General features: G+C 56.1%; 24 protein-coding genes. 16 read left to right on the forward strand and 8 right to left on the reverse strand.

Going from position 1 to position 22,349, the window contains the following annotated elements; genetic code table 11:
- Positions 1-15 precede the first annotated feature (15 nt).
- Positions 16-480 carry a preQ(1) synthase gene (queF, locus tag J7382_RS15310; RefSeq protein WP_209064104.1) on the forward strand — a complete coding sequence of 155 codons (465 nt, stop codon included), beginning with the start codon at positions 16-18 and terminating at the stop codon, positions 478-480.
- Between the two features lie 44 nt (positions 481-524).
- Here queF and J7382_RS15315 read toward each other — a convergent pair whose 3' ends face one another.
- From J7382_RS15315 to J7382_RS15325, 3 genes are all read right to left on the reverse strand, one after another.
- A complete protein-coding gene (locus J7382_RS15315) occupies positions 525-2,291 on the reverse strand; it encodes an alpha/beta fold hydrolase (RefSeq protein WP_209069893.1) in 1,767 nt (588 codons plus the stop codon).
- A gap of 137 nt (positions 2,292-2,428) precedes the next feature.
- On the reverse strand, positions 2,429-3,841 hold the full coding sequence (locus tag J7382_RS15320; protein WP_247745041.1) for a DUF3179 domain-containing (seleno)protein: 1,413 nt from the start codon (positions 3,839-3,841) through the stop codon (positions 2,429-2,431).
- 100 nt (positions 3,842-3,941) lie between these two features.
- Complete coding sequence (locus tag J7382_RS15325; RefSeq protein WP_209069894.1) at positions 3,942-4,358, reverse strand: VOC family protein; 417 nt, start codon at positions 4,356-4,358, stop codon at positions 3,942-3,944.
- A 192-nt stretch (positions 4,359-4,550) separates the two neighbouring features.
- Here J7382_RS15325 and J7382_RS15330 point away from each other — a divergent pair, with 192 nt between their 5' ends.
- Positions 4,551-4,964 (forward strand): hypothetical protein, encoded by a 414-nt coding sequence (locus J7382_RS15330; RefSeq protein ID WP_209069895.1) that lies wholly within the window; start codon positions 4,551-4,553, stop codon positions 4,962-4,964.
- A 27-nt stretch (positions 4,965-4,991) separates the two neighbouring features.
- On the opposite strand, the gene J7382_RS15335 is transcribed toward J7382_RS15330, so the two are convergent.
- Together J7382_RS15335 and J7382_RS15340 are read right to left on the reverse strand one after the other, a co-directional pair.
- On the reverse strand, positions 4,992-5,474 hold the full coding sequence (locus J7382_RS15335; protein ID WP_209069896.1) for a hypothetical protein: 483 nt from the start codon (positions 5,472-5,474) through the stop codon (positions 4,992-4,994).
- 213 nt (positions 5,475-5,687) lie between these two features.
- Positions 5,688-6,830 (reverse strand): PLP-dependent aspartate aminotransferase family protein, encoded by a 1,143-nt coding sequence (locus tag J7382_RS15340; protein WP_209069897.1) that lies wholly within the window; start codon positions 6,828-6,830, stop codon positions 5,688-5,690.
- An 87-nt stretch (positions 6,831-6,917) separates the two neighbouring features.
- Here J7382_RS15340 and J7382_RS15345 point away from each other — a divergent pair, with 87 nt between their 5' ends.
- The 3 genes from J7382_RS15345 (at position 6,918) to xrtE (ending at position 9,978) form a co-directional block, all read left to right on the forward strand.
- The gene (locus J7382_RS15345) at positions 6,918-7,472 is read left to right on the forward strand and encodes a pseudouridine synthase (protein WP_209069898.1); all 555 of its coding nucleotides are present in this window, start codon (positions 6,918-6,920) and stop codon (positions 7,470-7,472) included.
- 98 nt (positions 7,473-7,570) lie between these two features.
- Entirely contained in the window at positions 7,571-8,380 is an 810-nt protein-coding gene (locus tag J7382_RS15350; protein ID WP_209069899.1) for a division plane positioning ATPase MipZ, read from the forward strand.
- A gap of 20 nt (positions 8,381-8,400) precedes the next feature.
- Complete coding sequence (xrtE, locus tag J7382_RS15355) at positions 8,401-9,978, forward strand: exosortase E/protease, VPEID-CTERM system (protein ID WP_209069900.1); 1,578 nt, start codon at positions 8,401-8,403, stop codon at positions 9,976-9,978.
- Positions 9,979-10,018: 40 nt separating this feature from the next.
- Here xrtE and J7382_RS15360 read toward each other — a convergent pair whose 3' ends face one another.
- The gene (locus tag J7382_RS15360) at positions 10,019-10,297 is read right to left on the reverse strand and encodes a VPEID-CTERM sorting domain-containing protein (protein WP_209069901.1); all 279 of its coding nucleotides are present in this window, start codon (positions 10,295-10,297) and stop codon (positions 10,019-10,021) included.
- Between the two features lie 207 nt (positions 10,298-10,504).
- The gene (locus J7382_RS15365) at positions 10,505-10,933 is read right to left on the reverse strand and encodes a MarR family transcriptional regulator (RefSeq protein ID WP_209069902.1); all 429 of its coding nucleotides are present in this window, start codon (positions 10,931-10,933) and stop codon (positions 10,505-10,507) included.
- Positions 10,934-11,034: 101 nt separating this feature from the next.
- Between J7382_RS15365 and hmgA the strand changes: the two genes are divergently transcribed.
- From hmgA to J7382_RS15400, 7 genes are all read left to right on the forward strand, one after another.
- Positions 11,035-12,363: a homogentisate 1,2-dioxygenase gene (gene hmgA / locus J7382_RS15370; RefSeq protein WP_247745051.1), complete on the forward strand. Its 1,329-nt coding sequence runs from the start codon at positions 11,035-11,037 to the stop codon at positions 12,361-12,363.
- Between the two features lie 100 nt (positions 12,364-12,463).
- Positions 12,464-13,318: an MBL fold metallo-hydrolase gene (locus tag J7382_RS15375; RefSeq protein WP_209069904.1), complete on the forward strand. Its 855-nt coding sequence runs from the start codon at positions 12,464-12,466 to the stop codon at positions 13,316-13,318.
- A gap of 21 nt (positions 13,319-13,339) precedes the next feature.
- Complete coding sequence (fahA, locus tag J7382_RS15380) at positions 13,340-14,605, forward strand: fumarylacetoacetase (RefSeq protein WP_209069905.1); 1,266 nt, start codon at positions 13,340-13,342, stop codon at positions 14,603-14,605.
- Between the two features lie 5 nt (positions 14,606-14,610).
- The gene (locus tag J7382_RS15385; RefSeq protein WP_209069906.1) at positions 14,611-15,171 is read left to right on the forward strand and encodes a dihydrofolate reductase family protein; all 561 of its coding nucleotides are present in this window, start codon (positions 14,611-14,613) and stop codon (positions 15,169-15,171) included.
- A gap of 76 nt (positions 15,172-15,247) precedes the next feature.
- Positions 15,248-15,724 carry a DUF2059 domain-containing protein gene (locus J7382_RS15390; protein ID WP_209069907.1) on the forward strand — a complete coding sequence of 159 codons (477 nt, stop codon included), beginning with the start codon at positions 15,248-15,250 and terminating at the stop codon, positions 15,722-15,724.
- Between the two features lie 210 nt (positions 15,725-15,934).
- The gene (locus tag J7382_RS15395; protein WP_209069908.1) at positions 15,935-17,545 is read left to right on the forward strand and encodes an FAD-dependent oxidoreductase; all 1,611 of its coding nucleotides are present in this window, start codon (positions 15,935-15,937) and stop codon (positions 17,543-17,545) included.
- Positions 17,546-17,549: 4 nt separating this feature from the next.
- Positions 17,550-17,753 carry a DUF2783 domain-containing protein gene (locus J7382_RS15400; protein ID WP_209069909.1) on the forward strand — a complete coding sequence of 68 codons (204 nt, stop codon included), beginning with the start codon at positions 17,550-17,552 and terminating at the stop codon, positions 17,751-17,753.
- A gap of 8 nt (positions 17,754-17,761) precedes the next feature.
- On the opposite strand, the gene hpaR is transcribed toward J7382_RS15400, so the two are convergent.
- Positions 17,762-18,214 carry a homoprotocatechuate degradation operon regulator HpaR gene (gene hpaR, locus J7382_RS15405; RefSeq protein WP_348540040.1) on the reverse strand — a complete coding sequence of 151 codons (453 nt, stop codon included), beginning with the start codon at positions 18,212-18,214 and terminating at the stop codon, positions 17,762-17,764.
- Between the two features lie 247 nt (positions 18,215-18,461).
- On the opposite strand from hpaR, the gene J7382_RS15410 reads away from it, so the two are divergent.
- The 4 genes from J7382_RS15410 (at position 18,462) to J7382_RS15425 (ending at position 22,348) form a co-directional block, all read left to right on the forward strand.
- The gene (locus J7382_RS15410; RefSeq protein WP_209069911.1) at positions 18,462-19,634 is read left to right on the forward strand and encodes a substrate-binding domain-containing protein; all 1,173 of its coding nucleotides are present in this window, start codon (positions 18,462-18,464) and stop codon (positions 19,632-19,634) included.
- A 141-nt stretch (positions 19,635-19,775) separates the two neighbouring features.
- Complete coding sequence (locus tag J7382_RS15415; protein WP_209069912.1) at positions 19,776-20,552, forward strand: ABC transporter ATP-binding protein; 777 nt, start codon at positions 19,776-19,778, stop codon at positions 20,550-20,552.
- On the forward strand, positions 20,545-21,282 hold the full coding sequence (locus tag J7382_RS15420; RefSeq protein ID WP_209069913.1) for an ABC transporter ATP-binding protein: 738 nt from the start codon (positions 20,545-20,547) through the stop codon (positions 21,280-21,282). Before J7382_RS15415 ends, J7382_RS15420 begins: the two co-directional genes overlap by 8 nt.
- Before the next feature lie 34 nt (positions 21,283-21,316).
- Positions 21,317-22,348 (forward strand): branched-chain amino acid ABC transporter permease, encoded by a 1,032-nt coding sequence (locus J7382_RS15425; RefSeq protein ID WP_209069914.1) that lies wholly within the window; start codon positions 21,317-21,319, stop codon positions 22,346-22,348.
- Position 22,349: the final 1 nt, after the last annotated feature.

Here is a 22,349-nt window from a genome sequence, read left to right on the forward strand (position 1 = left end):
AGTTGGAGAACAAAGATGAGCGAAGACATCTACAGCAACCTAAAACAACTCGGCGGCGCGACAGTTATGCCCACCAGCCCAGAAGAGGCTGAACTGGAGCGTGTAGAAAACCCACAGGCCGATGTGGCCTACAACGTGCGCTTCACCGCGCCGGAATTTACCTCCCTCTGCCCGATGACCGGCCAGCCTGATTTTGCCCATCTGGTGATCGACTATGTGCCCGGCAAATGGCTGGTGGAAAGCAAATCTTTGAAGCTCTTCTTGGGATCTTTCCGCAACCACGGAGCGTTTCACGAAGATTGCACCGTCTCCATCGCCCGCCGTCTGGCCGATTTCCTGGAGCCACAATGGCTGCGCATCGGCGGCTACTGGTATCCACGCGGCGGCATCCCAATTGATGTGTTCTGGCAGACCGGCGCCATGCCCGAAGGCGTCTGGATCCCCGATCAGGGCGTGCCCCCCTACCGCGGCCGCGGCTAATGCTCTATCGCCCCTGTCACCACAGGGGCGCTTTGATCTGCCCACTACCCCATGCGTACGTAGCTGCCCGGCGCATCAGCCAAACCCTCGGGCATCTCAGGCACCGCACCTTTGGGACTGGAATGCGCGGCAAGCCAATCCGCCCATGCTGGCCACCAACTGCCTTCGCGCAACTGCGCCACATCCAACCAATCCTCGGGCGTCAGTGCAGATGCGCTGTCAAGCGCAGTGTGTAGTCGGAAATGACGGCGCTTGTGACCCGGCTCAGAAATCACGCCAGCGTTATGCCCCCCGTTGGTCAAAGCAAAGGTGACATCCGCATGTGTCAGCCCGTGAACCTTGTACACAGATGTCCAAGGCGCCACGTGATCGCTTTCCGTGCCAACGGCAAAAACTGGCAGCCGAACATCCCGCAAGGAAATCGCATGCCCCTGCACCTCATAGCGCCCCGCAGCCAGATCGTTGTTGAGATACATGCGTCGCAGATAGTCCGCATGCATCCGAGCCGGCATGCGAGTGGTATCCGCATTCCACGCCATCAGATCATTTGGCGGCACGTCCGGCTCCCCCATCAGATAGCTGCGCACCATACGTGACCAAATCAAATTGTTCGATCGCATCACCGCAAAGGCGCTGCCCATCTGCGCACCATCCAAATAGCCCTGCGCGGCCATCATGTCTTCAAGTGTCGACAACTGGCTTTCATCAATGAACAGATTAAGCTCACCTGCCTCGCTGAAATCTGTCTGAGCGGCCAGCAATGTCACCGTCTTCAGGCGATCATCTCCTTTTCGCGCCAAGGCTGCCGCCATAACCGACAATAGCGTGCCGCCCAGACAATACCCGCAGCCATGCACAGCGCTCACCTCAAGGCTTGAACAAATATGGTCAAGCGCCGCCAGAGGCCCCTGCTCCAGATAATCCTCCATGCCGAGCTCACTGTCCGATGCATCAGGATTGCGCCAAGACACCATGAAGACCGTAAACCCCTGTGACGTCAGATACCGCACGAGCGAATTTTCCGGCTTCAGATCAAGAATGTAGTACTTCATGATCCAGGCAGGCATGAGCAAGATCGGCTCAGGATGCACCACATCCGTCGTGGGCGCATATTGTATCAATTCCATCAAATGCGTGCGCAACACCACTTTGCCCGTGCTGACCGCCACCTCGGTCCCCACTTGAGAGTTAGGCACCTTCTGCCCAGCCCCCATTTTTTGTGGCATGTGATACGCCGCCCAATCCTCCCAGAACTGCGCGCCCCCGCGCATCAAGTTCTGGCCCTGCTCCTGCGCGGTCTTTTCCAAAACCTCAGGGTTGGTGAGCAAGAAGTTCGAAGGCGCCAAAGCATCCATCATCTGCCGCGCCAGAAACGTCATGGCCTTGTCACGGGACAGATCCAGCCCTGGCACCTCTGATGTGGCCTGATCCGCAAAATCCTCTGCAAGCAGAAACCCCTGCGCCAGCGCCGCAAACGGCGGTTTCTCCCAGCCCGGCCCATCAAACCGTCGGTCGCCCTTCTGAGGCGCGATTGGCCGTGCCTGCGGATCATCAGGGCAGCCCTTGGCCACAAACTCCCACCAAGCGGTCCAATGTGCCTGTGCCTGCTGCGCCAGTTCAAGCTGCTTATCTGGCGCGCTCATCAGATGCAGCGCCCAATCATTCATCATCGAAAGAGTGGACACCGGTGATACACCACCTAACTGCTGCGCCCAGAACTGGCGCAAAGGGCGCGTCGCTGTACCCGCCTGCTTATTGGTGACCTGCTCCGAAGAGGCCGCCTTTCCTGTTTCCGCACCAAGATCTTTCATATGCTCGCCGCAAAGTTGTTACACAGCCCAATATAGACCTAGCGTGTAACAATCCCACTACTGCACACAAAACTGACCTATCTGTCGCACCTAAAAACGAGTTGCTGCCACCGAATGCATCACATCAAAGCAACCATTTAGCCCTGCCAAACCTCTGTCCCCGGATAGAACTGCGACCAGGCAAACCAGAAGGCCTGATGACTGCCCAGATCCTCCCCATTGGCGTCCACAGCCTTAACACCGCCTCCATCGAGCACCAGCCGCACGTTTTCCACAGCGATCTCTTCACCTCGCTGCAATGTCAGCATGGCTTTGGAGCGTTGGAACGCCACAGGCGTGCCAGAGGCGGTCACAACCCCGATCACGTCCTCATGCACAGAGAGCCGCGGATCCACATCCCCCACCGGGAAGATCGGCCCATCTGCATCGCGCCCATTGCGGAAATCAAAGTCCCGCCCCAGCGCCAGCGCCTCCACCAGAACCGTTGTCTCAGGATGTGCTGCGCGCCACTCGCCCCAAGTGGTGGTCACCACACTTGCTTGCTTGAGTGTCACGCCTTTCTTGGCCAGCGACCCTGTCACCGCTTTGCCCAGAAACGTATCAAACACCGAATAACTCTCGACGTCATACATCACTTTGTTAGATCGGATCAGCATGCCGGAGGTGCGCAGCACAGGGCGCTTTACACCCGCAGGCACATCATCGGTGAAATAGGCCTGCGCCGCACCACACAGGGTACAATAAGGAATGCCAAGGTCGCGCCCACCCAGAGTGTCATTGACCATCTCCCGCACTTCCATGATGCGCCTGGGATAGGCACGCGCCTCCCCGTTCACTTCAATGCCAAACACCACATCGCTTTCTTTGAGCCATGTCGCCTCTGCCGCGCTGCTGACCTCTGGATTGTCCGCCGCCGGGATGCAGTTGCACAATTCATCTGTTTCATCAAAAGGGCGATCATCAATCAGCACGCCGCCCCACGACACATGACGCCAGTCAATATCGCCCTTCACAAACAAACGGTCCCACTCTGGCACAATCGCTGTAAAAATCGCCCGCTTGGTCTTCAGATAGCCGGGAGGCTCCGGAATATCCCAAGCGATCAGATGATCCGTGATCACGCCCCATTCATTCTGACGTGGCCGCTCAATCTCCAGAAGCTCCGCTGCGGCATCGCTGAGCACGAAGTTCAACTCAGGCGAACTGACAAAACGCATCAGATCCGCAATGATCCAAACAAGACGCGCATCTCCCGACGCAGAAATCGCAACGAGCGCTTCGCTCTGATCAGCCCCCCATCCACCATCGCGCATACTATCCACAAATGTGGTTTTCACCGCCGCGCGCAGCTCTTTGGAGAGCTTGCCATTGGGCACAACCGGCGGCTGGCCAAATTCGGCCACAACATGCGCGGGCACCTCCACATGGTCTTGCCCCCAGGCCTGCTGCGCACCGATCAAAACCCCCAGACCAACCATGGCACTCATTGCCCAATGCCGCACACGCATCCCAATCGCCTGTGCCTCAACACCAATTGCCCCACTTGCCATGACAGCCTCTCTCACAAACCCATTTGCCCCACAGTCGCGGCAAATGCGCCCTGCGGCCAATCACGATTGCTTCAAGGATAGGTGAGTTGGCGACCGCAGGTCATGCCACCTGCTGATGCACCTCAATGACATTACCCTCAGGATCCAGAAAAAACACCTGATGCCATTCCTTTGCAAAGGCAGTGCCATAGTCGGAATAGGGTACATCATTATCTTCCAACACCTGAAGAAACGCTGCGATGTCATCCGTGCGAAATGCAATATGACCACGATCCACCGGATTGATCACCTGCCCGTTGACAAAGGCCACATCCAATCGACGCTCCGCCAAATGCATCTGCATGTCGCCATCCGTCGCAAAGCGGATCTTGCCGTCATAGCCAGAGCTATCATCGGCCTGCGTACGCGGAAATTCCTCCTGCGCAATGTCGTCCAATCCCAAAACTCTGGTGTAGAAATCATGCAGACGATCCACATCATGAGAGACAAAATTGATGTGGTGAAATTCCAGTTTCATTGGCGGTTCCCTTGATCAGCGTGATAGAGGCCTCCAAAACATGAAGCCGCCTCAACCCAAGAAGATCAAGCGTGCAATTTGACGCTGACTTTTTAATTGATCTGCGTGAAACACAGCCATTGCATTTTGATCGCAAGCCGTGAAAAACCAAAAAGAAAACCACCTCACAATGCTTCACAGAAAGCCCAGCGCATGGCCAAAACATCAACATTTTTCCCTCTGACGATCGCCTTTCTCCTAAGCGCCTGCGGCGGCACGATGCATGGTGTTGTCCGCGGCGAGGGCACGCCTGTCGCCTTCTCCTATAAGCAAGGCTTGGATCGGGACACATATACGGCTGTCATGAATGGAGAGACCTTTACCGGCGAAGCCATTTATCCTGACAGAAACGCAAACTACGATCTGGGCGTGACCCCCAACCCCGGCATCAACGATGATGACTTTGCCATGCGCATCAGCGGCCCGGTGCCTGCAACCCTATTTGGCAACAAAGGGTCAACCATGCAGTGCAACATGCTCTATGCAGACAGCTCCGGCTTTACAACTGCGGGCGGGAAAGGCGTCTGCCTGCACAGCGCTGGCAAAATCATCGACGTACTCTGGTAGTACTTCGCGGCGCGCAGGCTCAGACGTCTACGTTGGCCTCATCCATAGGCTGCTCCACAAAGGGCGGTTCACCAAAGCTGCGAAACGTGCCGCCCTCTGAATGATAGGCCCAGCGCGCCACAAGCAATTGGTATTCGCGCAGGTATAGATCCTGCGTGCCGTCGCCATTTCGGTCATCCGTGTGCGCCAGGAGCCTTGCACCCGTGTGGGCAACTGAATCTCTTTCCGGTCTGGCGGCGGCACATCCTTGGGCAAACGGTACGTGGCCACTTCCCATTTCCGCCTGAGCAAAGCAACCAGCTCTGCGGCCTGCTTCTTGCGGCGCCCGGCGAAAACTACCTCCACTTCGACGTCGCCCTGCACCAAACCCTTTATGATGACATCGCGGCGTGTGTTCTTTCCAAACTTCGGTATCAACTGAACAACCAGCTCAGTGGGAGGCTTTTTAAACAGCCCTTTGTCCTCATAGGACGGGGTAATCAGAGATGGGTTTTCAAGGCGTTTCTTCACAGTCAAGGTCTCGCGCAGCATCCGGCACCAAAGCGCCAGACAGATTGCCTGCCAAAATTGTCCAAACGCCTTAAGAATTGATTGGCAGAGCCGCCATGAACGCTCTGCCAATCAGGGAAATTTAACGCACATCAAGAGGGCATCAGACGTTGATGTCACTCCGACAATGTACCGCCCCCATACCGACGCGATACAGATGAAAAACATATGCGCTTACTGCCCCAGAGCCTGCCCAAGGTCCGCGATGAGATCATCAGCGTTTTCAACACCAATCGAAATTCGCAACAAGGTCTCAGGAATGCCTGTGTGAGGCTCAATCGTATGACGATGCTCCACCAGGCTCTCCACCCCTCCTAGTGAGGTCGCACGATGGAAAAGCTTCATCTTTCCAGCAACTTGAAGCGCTGTCTCCCGAGAGCCTTTGACGAGAAAAGACATCAAAAACCCCGCCCCGCCCGGCATCTGAGCCTTGGCTAATGCGTGTTGGGGATGACTCTCAAGCCCTGGAAACAAAACACTTTCGACCTGAGGATGATCCTCAAGAAACCGCGCGACTTTCATGGCGTTATCCACCATCCGATCCACCCGCAAAGCCAAGGTCCGCATCCCCCGCAAAAGCAACCAAGCCTCAAACGGCCCCATCACGGCTCCGGCCCCGGCGCGGTCGGTCTCAATCTCTTGCCAAACCGCTGTCACCTCCTTAGTCACCAACACGCCACCCAATACATCTGAATGCCCATTGATCACCTTCGTGGTCGAATGCATCACAATATCTGCGCCCAATTTCAGAGGGTTGGTCAACATTGGCGACGCCGCTGTACTGTCGACCGCCAACAATGCACCACAGCTTTCAGCCGCCTTTTTGGAAGCGGCCACATCGGTAACTTTGAGCCAGGGATTGGACGGTGTCTCCACCCAAACGATATTGGCTGGACCGGTACTGCACATCGCAGCAAGAGCCGCCGTATCACTGGCATCAACCTCCTCCACAGTAATCTGGCGACGCGCGCAAAACTCCCGGATCCACTTGGTTGTATTCCAGTAAATTCCACTTTGAATGATCACACGACCGCCACTTGGCACCGTGCGAAACAACGCCGCAATCGCCGCCATACCCGAAGGAAACAGCAAGCCCGCTGCCCCGCCTTCTAGCTCTGCCAGAACTTGCTCGGCTTGGCGCACCACATCATTGTGGGGTCGTGAATAAATGTTATCGGCATTCAGCGGGGTGTAATTTTCATCACGCGCATAGGTGGTCGCCGGCTGGATCGGCGGCACAACACCTCCGCTTTGCATGTCAATTGCCCCACCGGCCTGCGCCAGCAAAGTTTCAGGCTGCATATCTTTGAAATCCATTGGCTTTTCCCTCTCGCTCTTGACCCGCACCAGAGCCCAGAGACGCAGAACTTGCAACCCCAAGCGCGGGACGTGTAACACGGCGTCATGACCCGCGTGATCCTTTTCAATAAACCCTTCGATGTCTTGTCCCAGTTTACCGACAAGGGCACCGAGGGGAGTACCCGCCGGACCTTGTCTGATTTCATTGATATACCAAAGGTTTATCCTGCCGGTCGCCTAGACCGTGACAGCGAAGGACTGATGGTTTTGACCGATGATGGCAAACTTCAGGCACGTATCTCAAATCCGCGGCACAAAATGGCCAAAACATATTGGGTGCAAATCGAAGGCATCCCCGATGCCGCAGCATTGACGGCGCTGCGCAAAGGCGTGGAACTTAAAGACGGGCTGACCAAACCCGCACAGGTTCAACAGATCGACACACCGCATGATCTCTGGCCCCGAACACCGCCGGTGAGGTTTAGAAAATCCGTACCTGATTGCTGGATCGCTTTGACCATCCGCGAAGGCCGCAACCGTCAGGTCCGCCGAATGACAGCCGCCGTTGGTCACCCCACCCTCCGGCTGATCCGCGCACAGATCGGACAATGGAAACTGGATGATCTCGAAACAGGCACATGGCGTGATGCACCGCATTGAAGCGACTTTTCCTGTGGAAAATCACAACATATAGTAGACACCAACAAGGCCGCACCGTAAGAGCCGCGGCACTGAACTAGTGAGCAGGGACACAGGGCATGGCACATATTATCGTTGTCGGGAACGAAAAGGGCGGCGCAGGCAAATCCACCCTCTCCATGCACATTGCCACGGCTCTGGCCCGCATGGGCCATAAGGTTGGCGCGCTGGATCTTGACCTGCGTCAGAAGAGCTTTGGCAACTACGTGGCCAACCGTCGGAAATTTTCCGAAAAAGCGGGTATTGAGCTTCCCGGCCCAGACTACCATGATCTCCCGGAAATCGCGCAGGACACGTTGCAACCCGGAGAAAACATCTATGACCAACGCCTTTCCGCAGCGGTCTCTATGCTTGAGCCAGATAACGATTTCATCCTGATCGATTGCCCCGGCTCCCACACCCGTCTCAGTCAGGTGGCCCATTCACTTGCCGATACGCTGGTGACCCCGCTGAATGACAGCTTTGTCGACTTCGATCTGTTGGCCAAGATTGACGAAGATGGCGAAAAAATTCTGGGGCCTTCAGTCTATTCCGAAATGGTCTGGAATGCCCGCCAACTGCGGGCGCAGGCTGGCCTGAAACCCATCGACTGGATTGTCATGCGCAATCGCATGGGGGCGCAGCAGATGGTCAACAAAGAAAAGATGGGCAAAGCGCTTGATAAGCTTGCCAAACGCATCGGCTTCCGCGTGGCTCCAGGCTTCAACGAACGGGTTGTCTTCCGGGAGCTGTTCCCGCGCGGCCTCACGCTTCTTGATCTGCGCGACATTGGCGTCAAACAACTCAACATCTCAAATGTCGCCGCCCGTCAGGAGCTGCGCGAGTTGATCAAGGCGATCAACCTCCCCGGCGTCTCAGTCGACTTCTGATCCTGATGGCGGACCCGGAGATGTCCAACGCTTCCGGCACCCGCCGCAATTTTCGCCTCATCACGGCCACAGCTCTGGCTGTCGCTGAGCTACTCTTGGTCATAGTGACCTATCAAGTCATGGCATCCATTGAATGTCGCCTGACAGAGATTGAAACAGCCTGTCGTGCTCTACGCTCCATGACAGCGCGTGGTCTGTCGGTGATGGCCGTTATGGCGATCTATTTCTGGCTGCGCCCGATGGCTTTTCGCACGCTTTCATCTGCGATCCAAAAATCACCCGGCCATAGCCTCTGGATGGGCAGTCACATATTTGGGATCACGCTGATCTTTCTGCCCATTTTTGTCTTTGGGGCCGCTGAGATCAGCAAAACCTTCACACCCAGCCTTGTGTTGTTCCTCTCCGGCGGACTTTGCGCCGCTATGAGTCTTTTGCTCTGGGTGACGCCTTGGAAACAATGGCGCCGCTGGATGCGCAGTGACAGCTACCTTCTACCTCTGGCGTTAATAACAGGATCTCTCATCCCGGATCTGGCAAACCTGATACGCCCGGCTTGGGAATTGTCTGCGCTCAGCAGCCTCACGTTCTTTTTGGTGTTTATCTGCCTCAGCCTCTGGGGGTTTGACGTGGGGGTGCATCCACCAACCTATGAAATTGGCATCAAGGATTTCTATGTACAGATCGCAAGCCAGTGCTCTGGCGTGGAAGGCATTGCGCTTATCACCATGTTCATGGGGATCTACGCCCTGTTGATGCGCTCAGAACTGCGACAAAACCGGTTCTGGCTCATCCTCTTTCCTCTGGCCGTCTTAACCAGCTGGATCTTCAATATCCTGCGCATCGCGATCCTGATTGTCATTGGCGCCACTGTCTCTCCTGAACATGCACTGAATGGGTTTCATTCCTATGCTGGCTGGCTGATGTTCACCGCACTGGCACTGGGGGTCGTATTCATTGCCGATCGCGCAAGCTGGCTGCATCGACAAACCGCAACGACACCGTCTCCACGCGCTTCTCTGAGACAGGACGACTTGGCACTGCGCATCGTGCCCTTCATCACCGTGATGCTGTCTGGCGTGATGGCATCAACCTTCTGGCAAAATCCCGATGACGGTTACGCATTGCGCGTGGGGATGATGAGCGCGGCATTGTGGTTTTTCTTCCCTGCACTATGCAGCCTCATATCCGCTCCCCGTCTGGCTTCCGTATTGGTCGGGTTCTGTGTGGGTATGATGTGGGTCCTCACCAGCGCGCCATCAGAAGCCCAGTCCACATTGCCGACCCCGACATGGATCACCCTGCGCTTAATAGGCACCATTTTCCTTGTACCTGTGATCGAAGAACTTTTCTTCCGCGGATATGTGCTCCGGCGACTGAATCGTGGCGGGATCTTTGGGGCCACAATTGCTGTTTTTCTGTCCAGCCTACTATTTGGTCTGATGCATGAGCGTATGCTCGCAGGCGCTTTGGCGGGCGTCGTCTTTGCCCTACTCTATATGCGCCAGAATAGGCTCTCTGATGCCATCGTCGCCCATATGAGCGCCAATGCCACAATCGCCTTTGTTGCTCTTTGGACGGCAAAATGGGCGCTCATTTGAACGCCCATCCCCAAAACCATATGTCCTATTCAGGGGCGTGCTATTTGGCGCGTCGGCGGCGCAGCTCCCAAGCCAAAGCCATGGTTGCCAGAACTGCAGCAACCGCAAGAAGCCCGGCGCTCGCATCAATTTCAGGCACCGCATTGGAGCCACCGCTGTGTGGTGAGCCACCGCCTTGACCGCCGCCATAGCGGGCATTCCACCAATTCCACCAGCGCTGCCGCCACCCTGAATAATCCTGCGCCATCGCAGCGGGCGCGCTCAAAAACGTCAGACTCAAGGCGACGATGGCGGTGTTCATTCTTGTCCAAAGACGCATAGAACTCTCCCGAACCCGATAAAATAATTGCTCAAACCTGCCACAGGCTCTACGCGCGACTCAACCCATTTAGCTCAAATGGCCCCTTTCTCACGGGATTGGGATCGCCATTGTTATCAACCAAAACACAATCCCCCAAGAAGGTGCAAACTGTCGCCACGCATCCTCCGCAATGCCTGCGAATCGATCACATGATGGCGCGCAGCTCTAAGACAGTTTTGCAAGAATGCTCTTGAGGCTTTGTGCCTCCTGCGTGGTCAATTTTGCCTTCAACTCCTGCTCAAATTGCGCAGCCACGCCATGTAAATCACGATACACGGCCTGCCCAGCGGCCGTCAGTTCAAGCCACTCCAAACGACGATCCGTTTCACAGGCTGTGCGCTTGAGATAGCGGCGCTCCGCCAGTTTTTGCACAGCACGGCTCACCTTGGTTTTGTGAACCTTGGCTTTCTGTCCGATCTCTGTGGCCGTCAATCGACCATAGACACCGAGGTGAAACAACACACGCCACTCACTGCGCAAAATGCCGTAGCGCCCCTTGTAGACCTTCTGAAATCCAAGACTGGATTCTTCCGCAGCCTGATTCAACAAATAGGGCAAAAACTGCATAAGATCGAAATCCTCCGGTCCAGACATATAGGCACCTCCCGCTTGTTAGTTACAAAATCAACTATTACCTCTGCAACTAATTTTCTGTCAGGAGTGCCCAAATGACCGCTGTCCCTATCGCACCTCGCATGACCCGTGCGCTATCCCTGCCAGGCCCCCATGAGGGCTATATGCCCGGCTTTGGCAACGACTATGAAACCGAAGCCCTGCCCGACGCTTTGCCTCAGGGGATGAACAGCCCGCAGAAATGCAATTATGGTCTTTACGGAGAACAGCTCTCCGGCACCGCCTTCACGGCAGAACATGTTGAGCGCACGTGGTGTTATCGTCTGCGCCCCTCGGTCAAACACAATGGCCGCTATGAAAAGATTGATGTGCCTTATTGGCAATCCGCGCCCAACATTGATCCGACTCTGGGAAGCTTGGGTCAATACCGCTGGGATCCCGTGCCGCATTCTGACGCGCCGCTCACATGGATCACAGGCATGCGCACCATGACGACTGCGGGCGACGTGAATACACAGGTGGGCATGGCCAGCCATATTTATCTCGTGAACAGCTCCATGGAAGATGAGTATTTCTTCTCTGCGGATTCCGAACTGCTGGTGGTACCGCAAGAAGGGAGGCTGCGGTTTTACACAGAGTTGGGCATCATAGATCTAGAACCCAAAGAAATTGCCATCCTGCCACGCGGGCTGGTTTACCGCGTTGAGGTGGTGCAAGGCCCCGCCCGTGGCTTTGTCTGCGAAAACTATGGCCAGAAGTTTGACCTGCCGGGGCGCGGCCCGATTGGTGCCAACTGCATGGCGAACCCACGCGACTTCAAGGCGCCTGTGGCCGCGTATGAAGATCGCGAAGTGCCCTCCACTGTGACTGTGAAATGGTGCGGCCAATTCCACCGCACCAACATCGACCAATCTCCGTTGGACGTGGTCGCCTGGCACGGCAACTACGCGCCGGTGAAATATGACCTGCGCACCTATTGCCCGGTTGGCGCGATCCTGTTTGACCACCCAGACCCCTCGATCTTCACCGTACTGACAGCGCCTTCCGGCGTGCCGGGCACTGCCAATATCGATTTTGTTCTGTTCCGCGAGCGCTGGATGGTGGCCGAAGACACCTTCCGTCCTCCATGGTACCACAAGAACATCATGTCCGAGCTGATGGGCAACATCTATGGACAGTATGACGCCAAGCCAAAGGGCTTCACCCCTGGTGGCATGAGCCTGCACAATATGATGATGCCGCACGGCCCTGACAGAAACGCATTTGAAGGCGCCTCAAACGCCAACCTTGGCCCGAAAAAGCTCGACAACACTATGTCCTTTATGTTTGAGACCCGCTTTCCCCAACATCTCACCAAATTTGCCGCGCAGGAGGCCCCGGTACAGGACGACTACATCACCTGTTGGACGGAGATCGAAAAGAAGTTCGACGGAACTCCGGGAAAAAAGTAAGCTCGCCGTCGGAAACAGGGGGCTTTGCCCCCGTCACAGCAAGCTGTGACTCCCCCAGGATATTTGGGATCAAATGAAGCCGCTCAGCACTGGACACATCATGCACCACACACAGGTCACCTTACTGGGCACCAAAGGCGGGCCTGCCATTCGTCCGGGAACCCGCATGCCCACGTCCTTGCTTATTCAAATGGATGGGATGACTGTCTTGGTGGATGCGGGCCTTGGCGTGAGCCGCGCGCTTTGTGATGCTGGCGTAGCTCTCACAGATCTGGATGCCATCCTGATCACTCATCTGCATTCAGACCACTATCTTGAACTGGGCCCTCTGCTGCACACCGCGTGGACCGCTGGATTGAACACGCCCATCAGCATCTACGGGCCGGAGGGGCTAGCGCAATATTGGGACGGCTTCCTGCAGTCCATGTCCTTTGATGTAGAACTGCGCCTGCGCGACGAAGGCCGTCCCGCCTTGGCACCTTTGGCACAGATCCATGTGCTCAACACCGGTGACATGGCCCTTGGATCGCTTCAGGTGAAAGTCATGCGCAACACACATCCTCCCATCATCGACAGCTTCGCCCTACGCATTGAAGGCCAGACACACAGCGTTGTCCTGTCTGGTGACACGGCCCCAATGGGGGAGATGGTCTCTTTTGCCCAAGGGGCCGACCTGCTTATCCATGAGGCAATGCTCTCGGCAGGCATCGATGCGCTCTGCGCGCGGGTCGGCAATGGGGATGACAGGCTGCGTCTGCATCTGGAACGCAGCCACACGCCGGCGGCTGAAGCTGGGCGTATTGCCAAAGACGCCGGGGTGGCCCGGCTGGCGCTCAACCACCTTGTGCCCTGCGATGATCCAGATTTCACGGAAGCCCACTGGCAGGAAGAGACCCGGCGCACATGGGATGGCCCTCTGTTCATTGGTACCGATGGCATGGCCATTTCTCTCTGATATACGCAAAAGGACCCCTCCATGGCTTTGCTCCCGTCTTGGATCGACAGCGCCAATACGCCAAACCATCCGTTTCCGCTCAACAACCTGCCCTATGGCGTGTTCTCCGTAGCAGATGGCGCATTACGATGTGGCACCGCGATCGGCGACCGCATTGTCGATCTGACGGGTCTGGAAGCTGCGAAGATCTTGCGGGCGGATCCTGATGCCGATGTGCTGGACGCGCCTTATTGGAACGACTTTATGGAACTGGGCCCAAAGGTCTGGCAAAGCTATCGCCGCATGTTGCAAACTCTCTTGAGCATATCCGCCTCAGAAGACATTCAGGAAACCCTCACGTATTTCTCTATACCTCTGACGGAAGCGACACTGCACTTGCCTTTTAAGGTCAGTGAATACACCGATTTTTATGCCGGCGAGCATCACGCAGTGAATGTCGGCACAATGTTTCGCGGCGCAGAAAACGCCCTACCGCCAAACTGGCTACACATGCCAATCGGCTACAATGGTCGCGCCTCATCCGTGGTGGTTTCCGGAACGGCAATCCGCCGCCCTTGGGGGCAGTTGAAATCCGCAGACCACACGCAGCCTGCCTTTCTGCCCAGCCGCCGATTTGATATTGAATTGGAGCTTGGTGCCATTGTCGGGCAGGCGTCGCATGGGCCTCTCACGGTCCAAGAAGCTGACGACAATATCTTTGGTTACGTGCTTCTAAATGATTGGTCGGCGCGCGATATTCAGGCTTGGGAGTATCAGCCGCTTGGGCCGTTTCAGGCCAAAGCCACCGCCACATCCCTTTCTCCATGGATTGTCACCAAAGAGGCCCTTGCCCCATTCCGCACTCACACGCCAAAACGTCACGTTGCTCTGCTCGATCACCTCAAGGACATGGGGCCGATGCTCTATGATATCGATCTTGCCATCGGCATGGCCCCGGATGGCAAAGCCACCACCACCATCGCGCGGACCAATGCAAACCAACTCTACTATTCTGCCGCACAGCAGCTCGCGCACCACAGCAGTTCTGGCTGCCCGATGAATGTCGGAGATCTTCTGGGCTCAGGTACGATCTCTGGCCCCCAGAAACCAGAGCGTGGCAGTCTCCTGGAACTGAGCTGGGGCGGAAAAGAGCCTTTGAGCCTTGATACGGGGGAGCAGCGTACTTTCATTGAGGATGGAGACACGCTCACCCTGTCCGGCGCCGCGCGGGGAGACGGCTACACCATCGGATTTGGTGACTGTAGTGGCACCGTTCTGCCCGCGCTTTCGGACCCCTACGAAAGATAACTCAGATGACCACACGGCCTCGCTATGTTGGATATGTCGCAATGAGTCTGGATGGCTACATTGCCACGCCGGATGGCAGCGTGGACTGGCTAACCCCTTTCAACGCTGCTTTGGCCGACTGTCATGACGAAGCTGACGGAGGCTATGACGCATTTATTCAATCTGTGGATGCGGTTCTCATGGGCCGCAGTACTTTCTGTCAGGTACTGCGCTGGGGCTGGCCCTATGGAGTTCGCGCAGGCTACGTTCTGACCCACCGTCATGACTACAAGGGGGATCACATCACCGCCGCCGGACCGATGGATGATCTACGATCAGCCATTGAGGCAAATGGGCACAAACACGTCTGGATCATGGGCGGAGGCGAGACGCAGCGGGCCGCCATCGATGCCGGCATGTTTGACGAAATCTCCGTGTTTGTCATGCCAACCTTGCTGGGTGATGGGCTGCCCTGTTTTGCCAAAGGCGTACAACACCCGCTCACATTTCGATCCGCAACACCAAAACCCGGCGGAATTTTGCAGCTTCAGTACGACATTCCCAAACCTGCGGAGACAGCGGTGTAATTGCGGTAAATCGCTTGGCGAATTGTCTAATTCCCCATACACACTCAAAAGTAGAATATATTTAAAGGACAGTCCCTTGAGAACTATTTCCCGCACCCTCGCCCTTTGCCTGCCACTGTTTGCAACCTCTGTGCAGGCGCAATCTGCAGCAGATCTCGCACAGGCCTACACACAGATGCCCGAAGTCCAACAGATGATGGATGACATGTTCTCAAAGGACTCCATGATCTCTCAGATGAAGCTTTCAATGCCCGCCAGCATTGAGCTGACGGAGAAGCAGTGGAACGACCTTGGCACGCTGATGTCTGGCGAGATGCAGGGTTTCAAACCCAAGCTCGAAGCTCTGATGCAAGACACGATGGCAACGTCTTTTTCAGAAGACGAACTTCAGGCGCTGATCACGTTCTACAGTTCCGAACATGGCGCATCGGTCATGACCAAAATGCCTCTCATGATGCAATCCGTTATGACCAACATGGGCAGTGACTTGCAGGCCATGCAACAACGCGTCACGCCTCAGATTATCGAGATCATCTCCTCTAGCGGTGAATAAAATCTGACGTGAGAAAGTGCGCCACAAATGGCGCGCAGGCATCGTCGCCATTGATCATCGGCGTTTGAAGTCAGCAGCACAACCTGTCACCGCGCGCGGCTCTTTAGGGCCGCGATGCATCGGCTGTCTTTGATCCAGATCGTGGCACGCCCCAAAATTGTTCACAATCATCTCCCCGTTGCACGCGCGCTTTTCAATGGGAGATGCCCCATGACTAAGACTTTTGACGCTCCGCTTTACGCCTACTCACGCAGCCCTGATCAGGATGAAGGCCTGCCCGTACGCCACCCTGTCGTTGTCATTGGTGCAGGACCTGTCGGACTAGCGACTGCCTTAGATCTTGCACAGCAAGGCGTGAAAGTGGTGCTATTGTCAGACGGTGACCACATTGCCAAAGGGTCGCGCGCCTTTTGCTTTGGCCAACGCCCGCTGGAAATTCTCGATCGTCTCGGCTGTGGTCACGAGATGATGGACCGCGGCCTGCACTGGAGCAAAGGCAAGGTGTTCCTAGGCCAGCGGGAGATTTATGATTTCGCCCACGCAGAAGATCCCGGCCACAAGTGGCCCGCCTTCCTCAATTTGCAGCAAAACGCATTAGAAGAAATCCTGATCACCCGCATTCGCGACCTGCAAAAGCAAGACGCACCCATCGAAATTCGTGGCGGGAACAAGGTTGAGGCCATTGGTCAGCATCACGATCACGTCACACTGGAAGTCGAGACGCCAGAAGGCAGCTACACCATAGAGGCCGACTGGCTGGTCGCCTGCGACGGGGCCAACTCCCCCACACGCCGCATGTTGGGCATCCCTTTTAACGGAACTATGTTTGAGGACAATTTTCTAATTGCCGACATTGAAATGACAACCGACCGCCCTGCGGAACGATGGTTCTGGTTTGATCCACCGTTCAATCAGGGTCAATCCGCGCTCCTGCAAAAACAGCCAGACAATCTCTGGCGCATTGACTTGCAGCTGGGTCCCCACATCGACAAGGAACAAGAAGCACGCCCTGAAAATGTCATCTCGCGCCTTAGAAGCATGCTCGGAAACGAAACGCCTTTCACTCTAAAGTGGGCCTCTGTCTACAGCTTCCAATGCTGCCGCATGGAGAACTTTGTACATGGCCGCACGATTTTTGCAGGCGACAGCGCACATCAAGTGTCCCCCTTTGGCGCAAGGGGTGCGAATGCAGGTTTGCAGGATGCGGACAACATCGCCTGGAAAATCAGAATGGTACTTGAAGGGCGCGCGCCCGCAGCGCTGATCCAGAGTTATCACATCGAACGCGCGCGCAGCGCCGATGAGAACATGCAAAATTCCGTCAACGCCACGGAATTCATCACCCCCAAATCAGAGATGAGCCGCATCCTGCGCGACGCAGTGCTGACGCTTGCTAAAGACTATAACTTTGCCCGTTCTATGGTCAACTCGGGACGCCTCACCACCCCATCCAACTATGACACCAGCCCCCTCAATTCTGCTGATGCATTGGCAGGGCCTGACATGAGCCGCCCCGGCAGCCGCTGTCCGGATGCTCCCTTGGGGGATCACTATCTACTGGACCTTCTGGGCAACGATTTCACCCTACTCACCATAGATGCCGACGCCCCCGATAGCGTTACAGAAGACGACGTCACAGTGAAACGCCTCGCCCTCTCGGCCCGGGATGACATCTCACGTACACTCACGCGCCAGTTTCTGGGCGACTGCCCAAGTGCCGTCTACCTCATCCGACCAGACCAGCATATCGCCGCCCGCCGAGAAAGCTTTGACGATTTACAGTTCCGCGCAGCTCTGCGGCGCGCGACAGGCAAGGAGTAGCAGGATGTCAGCAAATCAAACAGCCCCTCTTGTACTGACCCAAAACCTAGACGACGCAGATGGGTTTTATGCCGCACTGATCAATGCCCATAGAGGGCTGAGCAAACCACAAAGCGATGCACTCAACGCACGCCTGTTGTTGATTTTGGCCAACCAAATCGGTGACATCGATCTACTGTGTGCTGCGATAAACAAGGCCAGCACCTAGCCTAACAGTCAAAACTCGATCTGATTGAGATCATCAAGCAACTCTAGCAACTGATCGTATCTGTCGTCCCCCAGATGCTCCCGTAGTTGCTGCGCATATCCCCGAGCCGCGGGCATATTCACAGCAATCAACTCGCGGCCAGCATCGGTTGCACGGATCACCTGGCGGCGGCCGTCCTGCTCATCGCGTTGGCGGGTGACATACCCCTTCTCATCCAGTTTGTGCAAAATGCGCGTGAGACTAGGCAACAAAAGCACCGCACGCTCCGCGATGGTCGTGGGGTCCAGCGGTCCCTCTTCGACCAGAACGCGCACCACGCGCCACTGCTGTTCTGTCACACCGGCATCACTCAACAATGCACGCGCAGGTTTCATGACCCGCTCCCGCGCGCGCAACAAAGCGATGGGAAGCGATTGAGTTGTACTGGGAATATTAATCTTGCCTGTCATGGGTCTATTCATGCACGGGAACTGCCAAAAACGCAATTTCTTTGGCCACGGCAGGAACCGCAAACGCAGCGTCCATTGACCACTTTCACGCAACGAAAGACGGGAACCCATGCCTCACACCACGCGGCATAGGCAGGCGACAGGCATAGGCCTCCCCACCTACGTAGTTTCCCCGAATTGACCGTTTTTGCCCCCGACACCTACGATATAGCCAATCCCTCTGGCCGCGCGCCTGAGGTGAGTTCAGGGAGGAAGATTCATGAAGAAATGGCTCATTTCGAGCGCGGTTTCTGCTTTGGCGCTGACCGGCGCTGCAACCGCGGATATCAAGATTGCGCATGTTTATGGCAAAACAGGCCCTTTTGAGGCCTACGCAAAGCAATCGCACGACGGCCTCATGCTTGGTCTGGAATACGCCACAGGTGGCACCATGGAAATCAACGGCGAAAAACTTGTCGTGATTGAAAAGGACACGCAACTCAAGCCGGACAATGGCAAAGCTCTGCTGGAAGAGGCCTATGGCGATGACGAAGTCGACCTCGCGGTGGGACCCGTCAGCTCAGGCGTTGCTCTGGCCATGCTGCCGGTCGCAGAGGAATATGAAAAACTCCTGATTGTAGAGCCTGCCGTCGCAGACAGCATCACCGGCGCCAACTGGAATCGCTACATCTTCCGCACCGGGCGCAACAGCTCCCAGGATGCCGTTGCCAACGCCATCGCACTTGCAGGTGAAGACGCTCAAATCGCCACACTTGCACAGGACTATGCTTTTGGCCGCGACGGGATCGCCGCCTTCCGCGAAGCTCTGGAAGGACAGGGGCAATCCATTGTCCATGAAGAATATGTCCCCACCGATACAACTGATTTCACTGCGGCGGCGGAACGTATCTTCACCGCCATGAAAGACCTTGAAGGCAACAAGAAACTTTTCATCATCTGGGCTGGCGGTGGCAATCCGATGGGTAAAATCCAAGCCATGGACCCCTCCCGCTTCGGTGTTGAAATCGCCACCGGCGGTAACATCCTCGCGGCAATGAAAGCATACAAGGAGTTCCCGGGGCTTGAAGGGGCCACATATTACTACCATGAGATCCCAAAAAACGATGTGAACGACTGGCTGGTCAAAACCCATCAGGACCGTTTCGGAACGCCCCCGGATTTTTTCACCGCAGGCGGCATGTCTGCAGGTATTGCTGTGGTCGAAGCCATCAAAAAAGCAGGCAGCACCGACACCGAAGAGCTGATTGAGGCGATGGAGGGTATGGAATGGGAGACGCCCAAAGGCACCATGAAATTCCGTGCCGAAGATCATCAGGCCATGCAACCAATGTATCATTTTAAAATCCGCGTGGATGACTCCGTGGAATGGGGCATTCCTGAATTGGTCCGCGAGCTCTCCATCGAAGATCTCCCCATTCCAATCCGCAACTGATTGGCGCGCTATTCGGCGCAGCACCCTATATCCGCTGCGCCGTCTTCACCTCCCGGTGCCGGGCCTGATCCGGCAAATTCGCGCCACCACAAGAGGCCCCGGATCACGTCCGGGGCGCGTCATCCAACAGGCTCCTGACCCATGTCGCATACCCTTCTTGAAACCACCAATCTGACCGTGCGCTTTGGCGGGCACGTGGCGGTTGATCACATAAGCTGCCCCTTTCGGACCGGAGAGCTGACTGCGATCGTTGGCCCAAACGGCGCAGGTAAAACCACCTTCTTCAATCTGATATCTGGCCAGATTGCGGCATCCAAAGGTCGTGTCATCCTCAACGATCATGACATCACCCGCATGTCCGTAGCCCAGCGCACGCATCTTGGCATTGGGCGTGCTTTCCAGCTCACCAATCTGTTCCCAAACCTGTCCGTTCTAGAAAACGTGCGCTTGGTGATCCAATCCAAAGCAGGGCGTGGTTTCAACATCTTCTCAATGGCCGACACCCACAAAGAACTGACGCAGCCCGCGATGGATATTCTCACCCGGGTGCGCATGCGTGAGCAGGCCGATCAGAGCGTTTCTGAACTCTCACATGGCGATCAACGCAAGTTGGAGGTCGCATTGCTCATCGCATTGGATCCATTGGTCTATATGTTTGATGAACCCACCGCCGGCATGAGCGTGGACGAAGCCCCCGTGGTACTGGATCTGATTGCTGACCTGAAGGCGCGCAAAGATCGCGCCATCCTGTTAGTCGAACATAAGATGGACGTGATCCGTACATTGGCGGACCGCATCATCGTCTTGCACAATGGCGCCCTGGCGGCCGATGGCGACCCATCAGAGGTCATGGCCTCTGATGTGGTTCAGGAGGCTTACATGGGCCGCGATCTGGAAGAGGCTCTGTCTCATGTCTGACACACACAGCGCAACGCCCATTCTCAAACTTGAAGGCGTGTTCACCAACATCGCCCAATATCACATCCTGCAGGGGGTCGACCTGTCAGTGCCCCGCGGAGAAGTCACCATGCTTCTGGGGCGCAATGGCGTCGGCAAAACCACAACTCTGCGCACGATTATCGGCCATTGGCGTGCCCATAAGGGACGTGTGCTTTTTGATGGGGAAGACATCACCAAATTGCCCACTCCGGCCATCGCCCGCGCAGGTCTTGGCTTTGTGCCCGAAGACATGGGCATCTTCGGTGATCTGACCGTCGAAGAAAACATGACCCTCGCGGCGGTTTCAGGCCCGATTGATCAAGCTCGGCTACAATGGATGTTCACCGTGTTCCCCGCTTTGGAAACCTTTTGGAAGAAAGACGCAGGCACCCTCTCAGGCGGACAAAAACAGATGCTGTCCATCGCCCGCGCCATAATCGAAGAGCGCGCGCTCTATCTTATAGATGAACCTACCAAAGGCTTGGCTCCCGCGATCATCACAACCATGGCGCGCGCCATCAAAGAACTCAAAGATCAAGGTGCCTCCATCCTGCTGGTCGAGCAGAACTTTGCTGTCGCCAAAGCTCTGGGCGACAGCGCCAGCGTGATGGACGATGGGCGTATGGCTTGGTCCGGACAGATGCGGGACCTGACCCAAAACGCAGATTTACAAGAGCGCCTCATGGGCCTCAGCATGGAGGCGCACTGATGCTTTTCACCTCATCTCCACAGGAGGGACACCGATGAGTGCCGCCCCCGAACACGCCCCAACCATAGCGCAGGCATCCCTGCGCGAATGGTTTTCCCCCTATGCGCCGGGGCTCTTGGTTCTTATCCTGATAGCTGCCGGGCTCATCGCTATTCCCGCTACGTCAAGCTGGTTGACGCTCACCGTGTCCGGCCTTGCTATGGGCATGATGATCTTCATCATGGCTTCAGGTCTCACGCTGGTCTTTGGCCTCATGGACGTTATCAACTTTGGCCATGGGGCGTTTGTCTCTGTAGGTGCCTTCGTGGGCGTTTCCTTCCTACTTGTGCTGGAACATATGACCGGTGCGCCTCATCTTCTTTGGAACCTGACCGCCCTGATGCTGGCCATTTTGGGCGCAATGACGGCGACCGGGCTCATGGGCTGGGCCTTTGAAAAGGTCATTGTCAAACCAGTTTATGGCCATCATCTCAAACAGATCCTTGTCACCATGGGCGGCCTGATCGTCGTGGAGCAACTGATTGTTGTGCTTTGGGGGCCAGAGGAGATCTACATCACGCGGCCAGAAGCACTCAAAGGTGCCATCACTTTCGCTGGAGCGGCTCTGGAAAAATATCGCCTTGTGGCCGTGGGCATTGGTCTCGTGGTCTTTGTCGCAATGCGCTGGACCCTGCGCCGCACAAAGATTGGCCTCATCGTGCGGGCTGGTGTCGAAAACGGGGAAATGGTGCAGGCCCTTGGATACAATCTGCGCATGGTCTTCATTGGCGTCTTTGTTGCAGGTTCGGCTCTTGCTGGGCTCGGCGGCGTGCTCTGGGGTCTCTACCAAGAAGTTATCACCGCACATATGGGCAACCAAACCATGATCCTTGTGTTCATCGTGGTGATCATTGGCGGACTTGGCTCGGTTGAAGGCTGCTTCATCGGCGCGCTCTTGGTGGGCCTGATGCAGAACTACGTGGCCTTTCTCGAACCCAAAGCCGCCCTGATTTCCAACATCGCCCTGATGGTCGCAATCCTGATGTGGCGCCCAATGGGCATGATCCCGGTGGTAAAGGCGAAATAAC

Origin of the sequence: Shimia sp. R11_0 (assembly GCF_017744035.1) — a bacterium.
GTDB lineage: Bacteria > Pseudomonadota > Alphaproteobacteria > Rhodobacterales > Rhodobacteraceae > Shimia > Shimia marina.